The sequence below is a fragment of the Alloyangia pacifica genome (assembly GCF_900116195.1).
Lineage (GTDB): Bacteria > Pseudomonadota > Alphaproteobacteria > Rhodobacterales > Rhodobacteraceae > Salipiger > Salipiger pacificus.
The window spans coordinates 144,377-160,393 of the sequence record NZ_FOZW01000013.1 but is presented as its reverse complement, the minus strand read 5'-3'; the positions used below and the strand labels follow the sequence as shown (position 1 = coordinate 160,393).

The window sequence follows — 16,017 nt, the reverse complement described above, 5'->3', positions numbered from 1 at the left end:
TCCCATGTTGAAGTGTGTCACGTTGAGATGTGTCAGGCGGCAAGGGGAACACCCCGGCGCAGACCGGCGGCGATGAGGGGGGCGAGCTCTTCGGCATCGCGCCCGACGCCGTGGATGAAGGCCGAGGCCCGGTGGCGCAGGAACGGCAGGCCAAGCGCGTAAAGGCCCGGCATGGCGGTGAACCCCCGGTCGGTCTCCAGCTCTCCCGCCGCATTCAGCACCGGCAGGTGGAGCCACGGGTAGGCCCGGCGGAAACCGGTGGCCCAGACGACGGTCCGGATACCCTGCGCCGCCAGATCGAGGCGCGCCGGCCCGCGCATCGGCAGATCGGGCGCAGCCCAGGCCTCCGGGTCCGCGGGCAAGGCGCTGCCGACCTCCGCAAGATGCGTTTCGAGATGGGTCAGCAGCTTGCGCCGACGCCGCTCGCCCGCGCCGATCTCGGCGCCGAGCGCCGGATCGAGACGCAGCGACCCGTCCTCGGCCCCGAGCGCCCGCCCCACCAGCCGCACACCCATGGCCCGCAGCCGGTCAAGGCCGAGCGCCCCGCCTCCGCCCGAGCCGGTGAGTTGCAGCGAGGGCAGTGCCATAAGGTGCGCCGGATCGGCGTCCTCGGGGCGTCGGCTGTCGAGAAAGCCGCTCTGCGCAAGCAACTCGAAGACCTCGCGCCCTCGGTAGCGACGTGGCGCGCGGACATGGCGGCCCACCGCCAGCGTCACCGCGCGCCCGGAGGCCCGTATCTCGGAGGCCAGTTGCACCCCGGTGGCCGAGGCGCCGACGACCAGCGCGCCGCCCTCCGGCAAGCTTTCCGCGCCGCGGTAGCGCGTCGGCACGATCTGGGTGATCTCCTCCGGCAGGTTTGCGGCCCATGCCGGCACCGCCGGTTGGTCGCAGGCGCCCGTGGCGATGACCACGGCGCGTGCGAACCATTGCCGCCCGCCCGCGACCACGCGGTAGCGGCCATTTTCATGCGTCACTGACTGCACTTCGCAGCCGGTCACCACCGGGGCCGCGATGGCTTCGCGGTAGCTCTCGAGCCGCGTGGCGAAGTCGGCGGCGGACATGAACCCCTCGGGCTCGGCCCCGTGCTCGGACCCCGCCCAGGGGCCCGGCAGGCGGTTCATCCAGTTCGGCGTCAGCAGGTGCAGCCCCGGCCAGCGCTCGGAGTGCCAGCGTTCGCCCACCCGCCCGCGTTCGAGCAGGATATGGTCCACGCCGCGGTGCGACAGGGACCAGCTGAGGGCAAGGCCGGCCTGGCCGGCCCCGAGGATCAGGACGCTGGTTGCGGTGCTCATGGGACTTCTCCGTTGCGGTTTTCCGAAGAGTGGCCGCGCCGTGTTTCGTCCGGGCCTCCGGAAAGCTGCTTTCGCGTTTCGACTGTTTCAGCGCGCCCGACGCTCCGAACAGCCAAACGGCCCGCTGCACGAAGGCAACGGGCCGTCCGGGAGGATGGGAGGAAGGGAGGCAGGTCTCGTGGCTCAGGCGGCCTTTGCCAGCGGGGCCTGCGGGGCCGCCTGCGGCGCTGCGTCGTCCAGCAGGCACTTGCGGTCCCACCAGGCCCGGAAGTCGGCGAAGGTGTCACGCAGGGCGACGTTGTCGAAGCCGGAACCGTAGCTGGGGGTGGTCGCGGAGGATTGGAAGCGGGGCATGGGATCGTCCTTTCATTCGGGAATGGAGGGGGCGGCCCGCGCCCCGGTCGGCGCGGGCGGTCTTTGATCAGCCTGTCGGGAAGGCTCAGCCGGCCAGCTCGACCGAGACCGGCACGCCGTTGCTCAACACATCGAAGACGGCAGAGCGGGCGACCGACTGTTCGACGATCTCGCGCAGCTTCTCCTGCGGGGCATCGCCGCGGATGCTCACCGCCATGCGGATGCCGGTGAAACCGTTGCGGGCGGTCTTGTCGAGGCCGAGGATGCCGTTGAGGTTGATGTCACCCTCGATCTTCGTGTCGACCGCGTGCAGTTTCACCTGGCGGATCGAGGCGATGTTGCCGATGCCCGCGGTGATGCAGGAGGCCAGCGCCGCCAGCAGCAGCTCGACCGGGGTCACGCCATTGTCCTCGCCGCAGAGCACCTGCGGGTGGTCGCTCTCGACGGCGTAGTCGCGGCGGTGCTGCATCTCCTGCATGGCACCGTGGAAACCCGGGAAAGCGGTGCGGCTGTGGGTGCCCGAGAGCCATTCGCCATTGGCGCGGAAGGTGAACTGGGCGATCTGCGGGGTCTCTCCCACGACGCCGAGCGTGGCGAGGAAAGTGGGGACGTCGACGCCGTTCATGGCGATCTTGGCGGGCTTCTCGAGGGTCTGGGTGGTCATGTCTGAACTCCTGTCCATTGGGGTCTGGTGAACTCGTCGGGCGCTGTGCCCTTCCGATGGACAGAAGTTCTGACGGCCCCGCGTTTCAGGCCGATTGCGCGGGCTGTTTCATTCGTTTCACGCGGGGAATTCTGCGCGGCTCAGGCCGCGGAGGCCTGCGCCGGCTTGTCGAAGAGCAGCGCGAGATAGTCGCGGAAATGCCGCGACTGGCGGGCGGTCATGTCGGGCTTGCCATAGGCGCGCTGCAGCACCAGCGCGCCCTCGATGATCGAGACGATCATCTCGGCGAGCTGCCGGGCAGAGACCTCCATGCGCGGCGGGTGCACGTCCAGCACTTCCTGAAACTTGCGGATGTAGATCGCCGTCCACTCGCGCAGCACCTCCGCGACGATGCCGCGCACCTGCTCGTCGAACTGGGCGTTCTCGTAAGTATAGACCGCGTACATGCACCCGCGCGAGGGCTGCTCGGGATTGGAGATGTAGGCCTCGAAACCCTGCAGGAACATCAGCAGCTGGTCATAGGGGTCGTCATGGGTCGCCTCGGCGCGGGCGGCGAGGGTGCGGAACATCTCGATATCCTGCCCGGCGTGCCAACGCACCAGCTCGCGCGCGAGCTCGGCCTTGGACCCGAAATGGTGGAAGAAGGCGCCCTTCGAGACCCCCGCCCTGCGCAGGATGTCGTCGATCGCGGTTCCGGCAAACCCCTTCTCCATCACCAGCTCGCGGGCGGCCCCGAGAATGTGTTCGCGGGATTGCTCTCCCTTGCGCGACATGGGTCATCTCCAAACCAATCAGTCGGTATTCAGGCTACGCGCCCCACAGGTTTCGCGCAAGACATAGAGCCAAAACACGGCTGAAACGCGCTGATACGCGGATGAAACAACCGAAACCCGGAAGCACCTCCCCCGGAAACAGACCGATTGGTACGTTCAATGCAGACCAAACAGTCTGTTCCCATGGAGGCCATGATGCCCGACATTCTTGCCCTGATCCCCGCAGTTTCCCCGGCGGTCCTTTTCGGATCGGTGGGACTGGCCGGACAACTGGTCTGGCCGCTCTTCAAGCAGCGCCGCCAGATGCTCACGGCGCAATTCTGCATCGCCAGCTGCTACGCCGCGCAATACGCGCTGCTCGGCCAGTGGAGCGGCACCGGCGTCTGCGCCATCGGCGCGAGCCAGACGCTCATCGCCCTCGCCGCCGGGGACCGCCCCTGGCTGCGGCACATGGGCCTTGGCTTCCTGCCGGTGGTCTGGCTGGTGACCGCACTGACCTGGAGCGGGCTCGCCTCGGCGCTCGCGATGACCGCCTGCTGCCTGATCATGATCGGTCGGATGCAGGACGACACGCTGCGGATGCGCGCGGTCATGCTCTGCGCCTCGCCCTTCGGCATCGGCTACGACCTCGTCGTCGGTGCACTGCCCGGGCTGATGGGCGCGCTGCTCTCGGCCGGCATCGGCGCGGCAGCGCTGCGGCGGGAATGGCGGACGCGGCAGGCAGCCCTGCCCGCCGCCGCCTGACCTCTGCCTTCCGACTTCACTCCCGCGGCGATGCCGCATCTTCCCTCAGCCATGAAAGGATCAAACCAATGGCAAACTGCTTCAACACCCGCGTCGAAGAGGCCCGTGCGGCCATTCCCTCGATCACCGCCGAAGAGGCAGCGATCCGCCACGCCGGGGGCGCGCTCTTCATCGACCCGCGCCCCGCAGAGGCCATCGCCAAGACCACGGGCCGCATCCCCGGCGCAATCGTCCTGCCCCTCGACCGGCTCGAGGCCGGGGATGTCCCGGCCGAGGTACGCGCCCACGCAGGCGCGGTTGTCACCGCCTGTCAGGCCGGCCCGATGGGGGCGCTCGCCGCTCACGCGCTTGCAAAGGCAGGCGTGCAGACCGTCGCCTTCGTCGAGGGCGGGACACAGGCCTGGATCGACGCCGGACATCGCACCGAATATTGACCCCGGGTCTTTTTGAAGTTCCCTCCCGCCGTGCATCGCGGCGGGAGGTTTTCTTTCGTGAAACCTATCCGCCAGCGACGAACTCGTCGGAAAGCCCGAGCCCTTTCCGCCTCCCGATCCCCGCGCTAGACCTGCACCGCAACGACCCAACAGCGAAGGACAGACCCCGATGAAAGGCTATTGGCTGGTGCTCGGCACCGATGTGACCGACCCCGAGGCGCAGGCGGAGTATGGGCGTCTCTGGGCCCCGGTCGCCGCGAAATACGGCGCGACCGTCAGGCGCGGCGATGACGCCCCCGCGTTGGTGGAGGCGGGCGACAAGTCTCGCGTCCTGCTGGTGGAATTCGAGAGTCTCGCCAAGGCCCGGGCCTGCTACGAAGACCCCGACTACCAGGCCGCACGCGCCTTCGCCACGAAGGCCGCCACGCGCGAGCTGGTGATCTTCGAGGGCGATCTGGGCTGACGATCCGGGCCAGCAAGGCCGCTTCCGACCGCAGCGCGCGCGGCCCCTGGGAAACGGGAGCCGCGCGTTTTCACATCGTCCCCACGCAACAGGCTTGACGCGCCATGGGTGAAGCATTCATTCATATGTGAGTAGTTACTTCACAGAAGAATGAGTCACGATGATCGCCAGCCCCCCGACAGACTCCGCCCGCAGCCCGGCAGAGGCCCTGCCCGAGCGTCCGCTCGAAGGGCTGCTGGTGGTCGATCTCAGCCAGTTCCTCTCCGGCCCCTACTGCTCGCTGCGGCTCGCCGACCTCGGGGCGCGGGTGATCAAAATCGAGCGTGCAGGCGCCGGGGACCTGTCGCGGCAGCTCTACCTGTCGGACACCGAGATCGGCGGTGACTCGACGATCTTCCACGCCATCAACCGCGGCAAGGAGAGCCTCGCGCTCGACCTGAAGGACCCGGCGGACCTCGCGGCTCTGAAGCGACTGGTGGGACAGGCCGACGTGATGATCCAGAATTTCCGCCCCGGCGTGGCGGACCGCATCGGCGTCGGCTGGGAGGAGATGCACGCGCTCAATCCGCGTCTCGTCTACGGCTCGATCTCGGGCTATGGCGACGACGGCCCCTGGGTGAAGTTCCCCGGACAGGATCTGCTGGCGCAGGCGCGCTCGGGGCTGATGTGGCTGACCGGCGACGCGGCGCAGGGCCCGGTGCCCATGGGGCTCGCGGTGGGTGACATGTTCGCCGGGGTGGCGCTGTCGCAAGGCATCCTCGCCGCGCTGGTGCGGCGCGGCATGGACGGCATCGGACGGCATGTTGAGACCTCGCTGCTCGAGGCACTGGTCGATCTGCAGTTCGAGGTTCTGACCACCTGGCTCAACGACGGACGCCGCCTGCCCACTCGCTCGCAGACCAACGGCGCCCACGCCTACCTCGGCGCCCCCTACGGCGTCTATGCGGCTCAGGATGGCTATCTCGCGCTGGCGATGACCCCGCTCGACCGGCTGGCCGAGCTGATGGAGATGCCGGACCTTGCCGGACGCCCGGCCAGCGATGCCTTCAGCGCCCGCGATGCGATCAAGGCGCGGCTCGCCGAGCGCGTCGCCGAGAAGACCGTCGCCGACTGGCTCGCCATCCTGCAGCCCGCCGACATCTGGTGCTCGGAAGTGCTCAACTGGTCGCAGCTGATGCAGGCTGAGGCGTTCCGGCGCCTCGACCTGCTGCAGACCGTCACCCGCGACGACGGCGTGAGCATCGACACCACCCGCGCGCCGCTGACCATCGACGGCCGCCGCCCGGCGGGCCGCCGCGCCGCGCCGCGCGTCGGCGAGCACTCGGAGACGATCCGCAAGGAGTTCGGACTATGATCACCCTCAAGGGCATGACCTGGGACCACCCGCGCGGCTACGACCCGCTCGCCGCCCTGTCGCGCGAGTGGGAGGCCGCGCACGGCGTCTCGATCAGCTGGGACCGGCGCTCCCTGCAGGATTTCGAGAGCTACCCGGTGCTCGATCTGGCCAAGGCCTACGACCTCGTCATCATCGACCACCCGCACGTCGGGCAGATCACCGGCGAAGCGTGCCTGATCCCCCTGCCCGACGCCCCGGAGATCGCCGCCGGCTCGCTCGGGCGCTCCTACGAGAGCTACACCTGGGAGGGCAGCCAATGGGCCTACCCGGTCGATGCCGCAGCGCAGGTGCAGGCGGTGCGGCCGGACCTGACGGCACCGGTGACCGATTGGGACGGGGTGATGCGCCTCGCAGCCGAAGGGCGGGTGATGATCCCGCTGCGCCCACCGCATGTGCTGATGAGCTTCTACACGCTCTGCGCCAACCTCGGGCATCCCTGTCGCGTCGATGGCACCGTGCCTTTTGTCGACCGCGCCGGCGGCCTGCGCGCCCTGGCGTTGCTGCAGGCGCTGGCGGCCCAGGTCGACCCCGCCTGCTTCGGGATGGACCCGATCACCGTGCTTGCGGAAATGGCGGCAAGAGACCGCATCGCCTGCGCGCCGCTGATCTATGGCTATATCAGCTATTCCCTGCCCGACGCCGCGCCGCACCGTGTCACCTTCCACGACATCCCCGAGGCCGCACCCGGCACCGGACCGAAGGGCAGCGCTCTCGGCGGCACCGGGCTGGCGGTGTCGGCCTTCTGCAAGCACCCGGACGCGGCCATCGCCTTTGCCCGCCACGCGGCGGGCCCCGAGGCGCAGGCCGGACTCTGGGCCTCGGCGAGCGGACAGGCCGGGCACCGCGATGCCTGGGATTCGCCGACGGTGGATGCGGGCGCCGGCGGCTTCTACTCGGGCACGCTCGCGACGCTGGATGCCGCCTGGATGCGCCCCCGCCATGACGGCTACATGCCGTTCCAGCAGGAGGCCTCGGAGCGGATCAACGCAGCGCTGAGGGACGGGAAGCTCGAGGCCGCCATGGGCGACCTCGACCGGATGTTCACCGCGACCTTCTGAGGTTCAGAGCTTCCAGATCCGCGCCGCGTTTCCAGAATAGAGCGCGGCGCGCTCCTCCGCGCTGCAGCCGGCAAAGATCGCGCGGGTGGCGGCGACCCAGGTGGAGAGCCCGCCGCCCAGCGTGTTCACCGGCCAGTCACCGCCCCAGCAGATGCGCTCGGGGCCGAAGGTCTCGGCGGTGTGGGTGACCCAGCGGCTCAGCTCGTCCAGCGTCCAGCCCGCACCGCCATAGGCGACGACACCGGAGATCTTGGCGCAGACGTTTGGCCGCTTCGCGATCTCGGAGAGGTTGCGCGCCCAGGTATCCCACTGTCCGCCCTCGATATCCGGCACGCCGCAATGATCGAGCACGAAGCGGGTATTGGGGGCCGAGTCGACCAATTCGATGGCCAGCGGCAATTGGCGGGCAAGCACGCAGAGATCGAAGGGCAGATCGGGGCCCGAAAGCAGGCGGATGTTCTGTCGGAAAAGCTCCCCTTTCGAGACCTCGTCGGGCACCACGTGCAGCACGCGGCGGAAGCCGACGACGAGATCGCGCGCAGCCGAACGGTCGAGGAAAGCCGGGAACTCGGCCGATTCCGGGCGGCAGGCGGCAATCGCGCCGCGGATCGGGAAGATGCCGCTGGCGGCCAGCTCCGCGATCCAGTCGGTCTCATCCTCGAGACGCGCGTCGGCGACATCCACCTCCATGTGGATCGCCCCGCCAATGCCGATGCGGCGGGCCTCCTCGGCGTAGGTCTCCAGCAGCCAGTCCCGGTCCAGCGCCGGAGCCCCGGACAGCCACGGGTAGTCGAGCCGGCTGCGGTCGACGAGGTGAAGGTGGCTGTCCAGAATCGCGGGCTCTTGCATGTGCTCCTCCCTGAGCAAGTCATTCACCCAAGAATGGATCATTCAGATGCGAATGTCTCCCCCTCCGCGCCATATCCGGCAAATCGCGACAGCTCGGCCGTGGTCTCGACCAGCGCCTTCGTCGCCTCCTCGGGGCTGGGCGCGGCTTCGCCGTCGACCAGCGGCAGGTAGGGAATGGTGACCGCGGCGATGGCTTCGCCGCTCGGTGACAGCACCGGGGCCGAGAGGTTGGTGACACCGACCGTCTGCGCCGAGGGCTTCACCTCGTAGCCGCGGCCGCGAACGATCTCGAAGCGCGCCTCCAGCTCGGCAGGAATCGCGCGCGCCGGGGCGCCGGTGTCGCTGTTCTCGGCCACCATGGCCAGCCGCCGCTCGGGGCTGGAGAAGGCCAGCAGCACGTTGCCCGAGCCGGTGTCGAAGAGGTTGATGTGGCTGCCGACGCGGATCGAGATGCCCCAGTAGCCCGGGGCCTCCTGCTGGGCGATCACCACGGCGTTGCCGCGATCGAAGACCACCAACTGGTTTGCCTGCCGGGTGCGCTCGGCCAGATCGCGCAACAAGGGCGTCGCCAGCGAGGCCAGCCGGCGCGTCGGCGCGTGAAACTGCGCCATGCCGAACATCTTCAACGTCAGCGCGTAGCGGTCCCCTTCGACGCGGGCGACGTAACCGCGCCGGGCAAGTCGCTCGAGCATCCGGTAGAATTCATTGGGCGAACGGCCGAGCGCCTTGGCGATCTCGGCCTGGGTCAGCCCGCCCTCGATCCCGGCAAGCAACTCGAGAATATCGAGCCCTTTGTCGAGCGCGGGCGCGCGGTAGCGATCATTGGTGTCGGTCATGCTGCTCTCTGTGAATTGCGTCATTCATATAAGAATACGTTCTGCGCATCCAGCGGATTTCCTTGACAGGCGCCTCCCAGTGTATTTGCATATAAATAGATTATCCATAAGTGAGGGGATAGCCCCCACGGATTTTCAGGGAGGAGACCCATGAATTATCTGACGACCGCTTCGGCGGCGGTGCTGGCCTTGGCGACCGCCGCTTCCGCGCAGGATCTGCCGGGCAGCTTCGAGGGGGTGACCATCGAGGCGAAGCTCATCGGCGGGCAGCAATATGAACCGCTCTATGCACGCATCGCCGAATGGGAGGCCGCGACCGGCGCAAAGGTCGAGGTGATCTCGAAGAAGAACCACTTCGAGCTCGACCGGGAGATCAAGTCCGACATCGCCACCGGCCAGCTCGGCTGGTGTGTCGGCTCGAACCATTCGTCCTTCGCGCCCCAGTACCCGGGCATCTACGTCGACCTGCGCGCGTACCTGCCCGAGGAGTCACTGGCCGATTTCGTGCCGGGCAACATCCAGTCGGCGACGCTGGACGGCAAGCTGGTGATGCTGCCGCGCGCGCAGTTCGACGTCTCGGCGCTCTATTACCAGAAGGACATCTACGAGAAGGCCGACGCCGCCGCCTTCGAGGCGGAATACGGCTACCCCCTGGCGGTGCCCGACACCTGGGACCAGGTGGCGGATCAGGCGAAGTTCTTCGCCGACGCCCCGAACTTCTACGGCACGCAATACGCCGGTAAGGAAGAGGCCATCGCCGGACGTTTCTACGAGATCCTCGTGGCCGATGGCGGCGAATTCCTCGACGCCGACGGCCGCCCCGCCTTCAACTCCGAAGCGGGTGTCGAAGCACTTAACTGGTTCGTCGATCTCTACCAGGCGCAGGCGGTGCCCGCGGGCGTGCCGAACTACCTGTGGGACGATCTGGGACAGGGCTTCGCCTCGGGCACCGTCGCGCTGAACCTCGACTGGCCGGGCTGGGCCGGCTTCTTTAACGACCCCGAAGCTTCGAAGGTCGCGGGCAACGTCGGCGTCGCACCGCCGCCCAAGGGCTCGGCGGGCATCCGTTCGGGCTGGTCGGGCTTCCACGGTTTCTCGGTCACGCAGGACTGCGAGACCCCCGAGGCCGCCGCCTCGCTGGTCTGGTTCCTGACCAACGAGGACAGCCAGAAGCTGGAAAGCGCCGCGGGTCCGCTGCCTTCGCGCCAGTCGGTCTGGGAGCATGTCATCGCAGAGGCCGAGGGCGACGCCTATCGCACCGAGGTGCTGAAGGCCTTCCAGGTGGCCGCCGAAACCGCCTTCCCGGTGCCGCAGACGCCGAGCTGGATCGAGATCACCAACGTGCTCTACCCGGAACTGCAGGCGGCGATCCTCGGGGACAAGACCCCGCAGGAGGCGCTCGACACGGCCGCCGAAGAGGCGACCTACATCCTCGAGGATGCCGGCGAGCTCTGAGCCGCGTCCCTTCGCGGGCCGCCCCAGCGCGGCCCGCCTCCCCTGACAGGAGACAAAGATGAAGGCCTCGCGCCTCCCCCCGCATATGATGCTGCTGTTGCCCGCGGTGATCGTACTTGCCGCCGTGGTGGTGCTGCCGCTGCTGCTGTCGCTGTGGTCGAGCTTCACGCCGTTTCGGCTGACCAAGCCGGAGTCCGTCTACCAGTTCATCGGCATCCGCAACTACCAGCGCATCTTCGGCGACATGGATTTCTGGATCGCCTTCGGGCGCACCGTGCTGCTGCTGACCGTGGCGCTGAACCTCGAGATGCTGATCGGCCTCGGGCTTGCGCTGCTGGTCGACCGGCAGACCCGCGGCCAGCGGCTGCTGCGCACCATCCTGATGTTCCCGATGATGTTCTCGCCGATCCTCGTCGGCTTCCAGTTCAAGTTCATGTTCAACGACAACGTCGGTCTGGTGAACAATGCCCTGCAGTCGCTGGGCCTCACCGACAAGGCGATCCCCTGGCTGATCGACGGCAAGCTCGCCTTTCTCGCCATCGCCGCCGCCGAAATATGGTCGTCGACCGCGGTTTTCGCGATCTTCATCCTCGCGGGACTGATGGCCATGCCGCGCGATCCGCAGGAGGCGGCCCGGGTCGACGGCTGCACGCCGTGGCAGACCTTCCGCTATGTCACATGGCCCTTCCTGATGCCCTTCGCCTTCATCGCGATGACCATCCGCAGCCTCGACGTGGCGCGGGCCTATGACATCATCAAGATCATGACCGACGGTGGCCCAGCCGGCCGGACCGAGGTGCTGTGGACGCTGATCGCCCGCACCGCCTATTCGGACGCGCGCATGGGGATGGCCAACGCTATGGCTTACGTCGCCATCCTGCTCTCGGTCGCCTTCACGGCCTATTTCTTCTCACAGCTCGGCAAGGCCCGGGCCCAGGTCGCGGGGGATTGGTGATGGACGCGAACGCCTCTGCCCGCCTGAAAAAACGCGGCTCCGCCTGGGCGCTGAACATCGCGCTCTTCATCTCGATGCTGATCATCTGCCTGCCGGGCCTGTGGATCGTGCTCAACTCGCTGCGCCCCACGGTCGAGATCATGGCCAAGCCGCCCGTCTGGATCCCGCGCGAGCTGTCGTTCGATGCCTATGTCGACATGTTCTCGGGCGTCGGACAGGGCGGCATCCCGGTGATCGAATACTTCCGCAACTCGGTGATCATCGCGGTCACCTCGACGATCATCTCTCTGGCGATCGGCATGTCCGGCGGCTACGCCTTCGCGCGCTACCGCTTCAAGGGCAAGTCGGCCTGGTTCCTCGGGCTCATGCTGACCCGCACGGTGCCCGGCATCGCGCTGTCGCTGCCGCTGTTCTTCCTCTACGCCAAGGTCGGTCTGATCGACACCCACGCGGGGATGATCATCGCCTACACCGCGCTCAACGTGCCCTTCACCATCTGGCTGATCGACGGCTTCTTCCGGCAGGTCCCGCGCGATCTGGCGGAGGCTGCGCAGATCGACGGCTGTACCCGCTGGCAGGCCTTCTGGCAGGTTGAGTTCCCGCTCGCCCGCCCCGGCATCGCCAGCGCCGGCATCTTCGCCTTCCTCACCTCGTGGAACGAGTTCGCGCTGGCCAGCCAGCTCACCCGGTCCACCGACAGCAAGACCCTTCCGGTGGGCCTGCTGGATTACACCGCCGAGTTCACCATCGACTGGCGCGGCATGTGCGCGCTGGCCGTGGTGATGATCATCCCGGCGCTTCTTCTGACTTACGCGGTGCAGAAGCACCTCGTCTCGGGCCTGACCTCGGGCGCGATCAAGGGATAAGACATGGCAACGCTCACCCTATCCACACTCGACAAGAAATACGGCGGCTTCCACGCGGTGAAGGGCATCGACCTCGAGGTCGCCGACGGAGAGTTCGTCGCGCTGGTCGGCCCTTCGGGCTGCGGCAAGTCCACCACGCTGCGGATGATCGCCGGACTCGAGGACATCTCGGGCGGAGAGCTGCGCATCGGCGACCGGGTGGTCAACGATCTGCCGCCGCGCGACCGCAACATCTCGATGGTGTTCCAGTCCTACGCGCTCTACCCGCATATGACGGTGGCCGAGAACATGGGCTTCTCGCTGAAGATCGCCGGGCGCGATGCCGCCACCATCGAAACCGCCGTCAAGGAAGCCGCGCGCATCCTCGACATCGAGCCGCTGCTGGAGCGCCGCCCGGCGCAGCTTTCGGGGGGACAGCGCCAGCGCGTTGCCATGGGGCGGGCCATCGTGCGCGACCCGGACGTGTTCCTGTTTGACGAGCCGCTGTCGAACCTTGACGCCAAGCTGCGCGGCCAGATGCGCACCGAGATCAAGCAGCTGCACGCGCGGCTCGGCTCCACCGTGGTCTATGTCACCCACGACCAGATCGAGGCAATGACCCTCGCCGACCGCATCGTCATCATGCGCGGCGGGGTGATCGAGCAGGTCGGAACGCCCGACGAGGTGTTCAACCGCCCCGCCTCGCGCTTCGTCGCCAGCTTCATCGGCTCGCCGCCGATGAACATGGCTGAAGCTACGGTCACACGGGGGGCGCTGCATTTCGACGACGGCACCGAATTCCCCGTGCCGCCCGCCTTCACCGTCGCCGAGGGGCGGCGTGTGGTGCTCGGCCTGCGCCCCGACGACATCTACCCCGAAGGCCACGGCATCCACAGCGAGAGCGGCCACGCCGTGGAACGCCGCGAGCTGCCGGTGGCTCTGTCGGAACCGCTGGGCAACGAGACGCTGCTGTTCACCGAGGTCGCAGGGCAGAACTGGACGGCGCGGATGCTCAACCCGCGCATGGTCAAACGCGGAGAGGTTCTGCGCTTCCACCTCGACCTGTCGCGCGCGCATCTCTTTGACGCCGAGACCGGGCTGACCCTGCGCGGTTAAGGAGGCGAAATGAACACGCTCAAACAGGACTGGACCCCGCCGAGAACCCGCCGCCCGATCGTCATCTTCGGCGCGGGCTCGATCGTGCGCGATGCCCACCTGCCCGCTTGGGCGGCGGGCGGCTACGAGGTGGCGGGGATCACCGATCCCGACCACGCCAAGGCCGAGGCGCTGGCTGCCGAGCACGCAACGCAGGCGCTGACCGCCGCCGAGGCGTTGGCAGTGCCGGACGCGGTTTTCGACCTCGCCACCCCGCCCGACGCCCACGCAGGGATCCTCGAACGGCTGCCAGAGGGCGCGCCGGTGCTGATCCAGAAACCCATGGGCAGCACGCTGGAGGGCGCGAGCGAGATTCTCAGGATCTGTCGCGAGCGAAAGCTGCTGGCGGCGATGAATTTCCAGCTGCGCTTTGCCCCCATGGCGGTGGCACTGAAAGACGCCATCGACAAGGGCCTGCTGGGCCGTGTGGTCGATATCGAGATGCATGGTGTGCTCGCCACGCCCTGGGGGCTCTGGACCTTTCTCGAAGGCCTGCCCCGGATCGAGATCGCCATGCACTCGATCCACTACCTCGACCTGATCCGCCACCTCGTCGGCGACCCCAAGGGCGTCTCGGCCCGCACGCTGGGCCACCCGAGCCATGCCGTCGCCCAGACCCGCACCGCCGCGATCCTCGACTACGGGCCCGACCTGCGCTGCCTGCTGTCGGTCAACCACGACTGGGATTTCGGCCGCCCGCACCAGGCCTGCGAGCTGCGCGTCGCGGGCACCAAGGGCGCGGCCTACATGAAGCTGGGCGTCAACCTCGACTACCCCAAGGGGGAGCCCGACGTGCTGGAGATCAACGACGGCACTGGCTGGCGCGCGGTGCCGCTCACCGGTTCATGGTTCACCGAAAGCTTCACCGCCCGCATGCACAACCTGCAACGCGCCGCCGCGGCCGAAGAGGCGCTGATCGCCCCCGCCTCCGACGGCTGGCACACCATGGCGCTGGTCGAGGCCTGCTATGCCGCCTCTGCCGCACCGCTGACCCCCATTCAGGAGACCCCGTGATGGAACGCCCCCGCTACCTTGAAGAGATCGAGATCGGCGAGGTCCGCGAGACCTACGGCCGCACCATCACCGAGACCGATTTCGTCGTCCACGCCGGGCACACCGGCGATTTCTTCCCGCACCACATGGACGCCGAGTTCATGGCCAAGTCCGAGTTCGGCGGCCGCATCGCCCACGGCACGATGATCTTCGCCATCGGCGTCGGGCTCACGGCGACCGAGATCAATCCGCTCGCCTTCTCCTACGGCTACGACCGGCTGCGTTTTGTTCGGCCGGTGTTCATCGGCGACACCATCCGCACCCGCATCACCGCCGCCCGCAAGGAGGACGACCCCAAGCGTCCGCAGTCCGGCAAGCTCTTCGAAACGGTGCAGGTGCTCAACCAGAAGGACGAGGTGGTTCTGGCCTGCGAGCACATCTACGTGGTGCAGAAGAAGGAGGTCGCCGCGGCATGACTCGGATCACCGGCCTGCGCACATGGGATCTCCGCTTCCCTTCGGAGGGCGGTCTCGACGGCTCCGATGCGATGAACCCCGATCCGGTCTACTCGGCGGCCTACGTGACGCTCGAGACGGACGGCGGGCACGAGGGACACGGGCTGACCTTCACCATCGGGCGCGGCAACGAGCTCTGCGTCGCCGCGATCGAAGCGCTGAAGGGACAGGTGATCGGGCGCGACACCGACGACATCCGCGCCAATCCCGGCGCCTTCTGGCGCGAGATCACCGGCGACAGCCAGCTGCGCTGGGTCGGGCCGGAAAAGGGCGTCATCCACCTCGCCACCGGCGCGCTGGTCAACGCGGTCTGGGACCTCATGGCGCGCGAGGCCGGGCTGCCGGTCTGGCGCTTCGTGTCTGAGATGAGCCCCGAGGAACTCGCCCGCATCCCCGACTACCGCTACATGACCGACTTCCTCGATCCGGCGCAGGCGCTGGAGCTGCTGCAGGAAGCCGCGCGCGGCAAGCCCGCCCGCATCGCCACGCTGCTGGATGAGGGCTACCCCTGCTACACCACCTCGGCGGGCTGGCTTGGCTATCCCGACGACAAGCTGCGCCGTCTCTGCCGCGAGGCCGGGGCGCAGGGTTTCAGCCACGTGAAGATGAAGGTCGGGCGCGATCTCGACGATGACATCCGCCGCCTGAGTATCTTCCGCGAGGAACTGGGAGCAGAGGTCACGCTGATGATCGACGCCAACCAGGTCTGGGAGGTACCGCAGGCCATCGACTGGGTGAACCGCCTCGCCTTTGCCAAGCCGTGGTTCATCGAGGAGCCGACGAGCCCCGATGACATCCTCGGCCACAGGGCGATCCGCGAGGGTGTCGCCCCGGTCAAGGTGGCGACCGGCGAGATGTGCCAGAACCGGGTGATGTTCAAGCAGTTCATCGCCGCCGGGGCGATTGACGTGGTGCAGATCGACGCCTGCCGCCTCGGCGGGCTCAACGAGGTCTTCGCGGTGCAGCTGATGGCCGCCAAGGCCGGGCTTCCGGTCTGGCCGCATGCGGGCGGCGTCGGCCTGTGCGAATACGTCCAGCACCTGAGCATGATCGACTACGTGGCGATCTGCGGCGAAAAGGACGATCGCCGCACCGAATACGTCGACCATCTGCACGAGCATTTCACCGATCCCTGCGCGGTCCGGAACGGTGCCTACATGGCCCCCTCCGCACCCGGATTCTCGATCGAGATCAGACCCGAAACCCGCCGCGACTTCGCGGTGGGCTGATCCGCGA

18 protein-coding genes are annotated in these 16,017 nt (G+C 67.8%); 12 read left to right on the top strand and 6 right to left on the bottom strand.

Features of this window, described 5'->3' with window-relative positions; all coding sequences use genetic code 11:
* Positions 1 to 32: 32 nt before the first annotated feature.
* From BM397_RS23405 to BM397_RS23395, 4 genes are all read right to left on the bottom strand, one after another.
* The gene (locus BM397_RS23405; protein WP_092428939.1) at positions 33 to 1,292 is read right to left on the bottom strand and encodes a flavin-containing monooxygenase; all 1,260 of its coding nucleotides are present in this window, start codon (positions 1,290 to 1,292) and stop codon (positions 33 to 35) included.
* Positions 1,293 to 1,475: 183 nt separating this feature from the next.
* Positions 1,476 to 1,646: a hypothetical protein gene (locus BM397_RS29405; RefSeq protein WP_176806805.1), complete on the bottom strand. Its 171-nt coding sequence runs from the start codon at positions 1,644 to 1,646 to the stop codon at positions 1,476 to 1,478.
* An 85-nt stretch (positions 1,647 to 1,731) separates the two neighbouring features.
* Positions 1,732 to 2,310 (bottom strand): OsmC family protein, encoded by a 579-nt coding sequence (locus BM397_RS23400; RefSeq protein ID WP_092428941.1) that lies wholly within the window; start codon positions 2,308 to 2,310, stop codon positions 1,732 to 1,734.
* 140 nt (positions 2,311 to 2,450) lie between these two features.
* A complete protein-coding gene (locus BM397_RS23395) occupies positions 2,451 to 3,083 on the bottom strand; it encodes a TetR/AcrR family transcriptional regulator (protein WP_092428943.1) in 633 nt (210 codons plus the stop codon).
* Between the two features lie 195 nt (positions 3,084 to 3,278).
* On the opposite strand from BM397_RS23395, the gene BM397_RS23390 reads away from it, so the two are divergent.
* From BM397_RS23390 to BM397_RS23370, 5 genes are all read left to right on the top strand, one after another.
* Entirely contained in the window at positions 3,279 to 3,827 is a 549-nt protein-coding gene (locus BM397_RS23390; protein ID WP_176806807.1) for a YgjV family protein, read from the top strand.
* Positions 3,828 to 3,895: 68 nt separating this feature from the next.
* Positions 3,896 to 4,261, top strand: a complete 366-nt coding sequence (locus tag BM397_RS23385; RefSeq protein WP_176806809.1) for a rhodanese-like domain-containing protein — start codon at positions 3,896 to 3,898, stop codon at positions 4,259 to 4,261.
* Positions 4,262 to 4,430: 169 nt separating this feature from the next.
* Positions 4,431 to 4,724 carry a DUF1330 domain-containing protein gene (locus BM397_RS23380; RefSeq protein ID WP_092428949.1) on the top strand — a complete coding sequence of 98 codons (294 nt, stop codon included), beginning with the start codon at positions 4,431 to 4,433 and terminating at the stop codon, positions 4,722 to 4,724.
* Between the two features lie 160 nt (positions 4,725 to 4,884).
* Positions 4,885 to 6,078 (top strand): CaiB/BaiF CoA transferase family protein, encoded by a 1,194-nt coding sequence (locus tag BM397_RS23375; protein ID WP_092428951.1) that lies wholly within the window; start codon positions 4,885 to 4,887, stop codon positions 6,076 to 6,078.
* Entirely contained in the window at positions 6,075 to 7,178 is a 1,104-nt protein-coding gene (locus BM397_RS23370; RefSeq protein WP_092428953.1) for an extracellular solute-binding protein, read from the top strand. The genes BM397_RS23375 and BM397_RS23370 overlap by 4 nt, the downstream gene beginning before the upstream one ends.
* 3 nt (positions 7,179 to 7,181) lie before the next feature.
* Here BM397_RS23370 and BM397_RS23365 read toward each other — a convergent pair whose 3' ends face one another.
* Together BM397_RS23365 and BM397_RS23360 are read right to left on the bottom strand one after the other, a co-directional pair.
* A complete protein-coding gene (locus tag BM397_RS23365) occupies positions 7,182 to 8,027 on the bottom strand; it encodes an amidohydrolase family protein (protein WP_092428955.1) in 846 nt (281 codons plus the stop codon).
* 38 nt (positions 8,028 to 8,065) lie between these two features.
* A complete protein-coding gene (locus tag BM397_RS23360; protein ID WP_176806810.1) occupies positions 8,066 to 8,863 on the bottom strand; it encodes an IclR family transcriptional regulator in 798 nt (265 codons plus the stop codon).
* 150 nt (positions 8,864 to 9,013) lie between these two features.
* Here BM397_RS23360 and BM397_RS23355 point away from each other — a divergent pair, with 150 nt between their 5' ends.
* From BM397_RS23355 to BM397_RS23325, 7 genes are read left to right on the top strand one after another with little or no spacing between them, the layout of a single operon-like run.
* Positions 9,014 to 10,318 (top strand): ABC transporter substrate-binding protein, encoded by a 1,305-nt coding sequence (locus BM397_RS23355; protein ID WP_092428959.1) that lies wholly within the window; start codon positions 9,014 to 9,016, stop codon positions 10,316 to 10,318.
* A gap of 58 nt (positions 10,319 to 10,376) precedes the next feature.
* Complete coding sequence (locus BM397_RS23350) at positions 10,377 to 11,273, top strand: carbohydrate ABC transporter permease (RefSeq protein WP_092428961.1); 897 nt, start codon at positions 10,377 to 10,379, stop codon at positions 11,271 to 11,273.
* Positions 11,273 to 12,139, top strand: coding sequence for a carbohydrate ABC transporter permease (locus BM397_RS23345; RefSeq protein WP_092428963.1), 867 nt, complete (start codon positions 11,273 to 11,275; stop codon positions 12,137 to 12,139). Before BM397_RS23350 ends, BM397_RS23345 begins: the two co-directional genes overlap by 1 nt.
* 3 nt (positions 12,140 to 12,142) lie before the next feature.
* Positions 12,143 to 13,234, top strand: coding sequence for an ABC transporter ATP-binding protein (locus BM397_RS23340; RefSeq protein WP_092428965.1), 1,092 nt, complete (start codon positions 12,143 to 12,145; stop codon positions 13,232 to 13,234).
* A gap of 9 nt (positions 13,235 to 13,243) precedes the next feature.
* On the top strand, positions 13,244 to 14,287 hold the full coding sequence (locus tag BM397_RS23335) for a Gfo/Idh/MocA family protein (RefSeq protein WP_092428967.1): 1,044 nt from the start codon (positions 13,244 to 13,246) through the stop codon (positions 14,285 to 14,287).
* A complete protein-coding gene (locus tag BM397_RS23330) occupies positions 14,287 to 14,742 on the top strand; it encodes a MaoC/PaaZ C-terminal domain-containing protein (protein ID WP_092428969.1) in 456 nt (151 codons plus the stop codon). Before BM397_RS23335 ends, BM397_RS23330 begins: the two co-directional genes overlap by 1 nt.
* Positions 14,739 to 16,010, top strand: coding sequence for an L-fuconate dehydratase (locus BM397_RS23325; RefSeq protein WP_092428971.1), 1,272 nt, complete (start codon positions 14,739 to 14,741; stop codon positions 16,008 to 16,010). Before BM397_RS23330 ends, BM397_RS23325 begins: the two co-directional genes overlap by 4 nt.
* Positions 16,011 to 16,017: the final 7 nt, after the last annotated feature.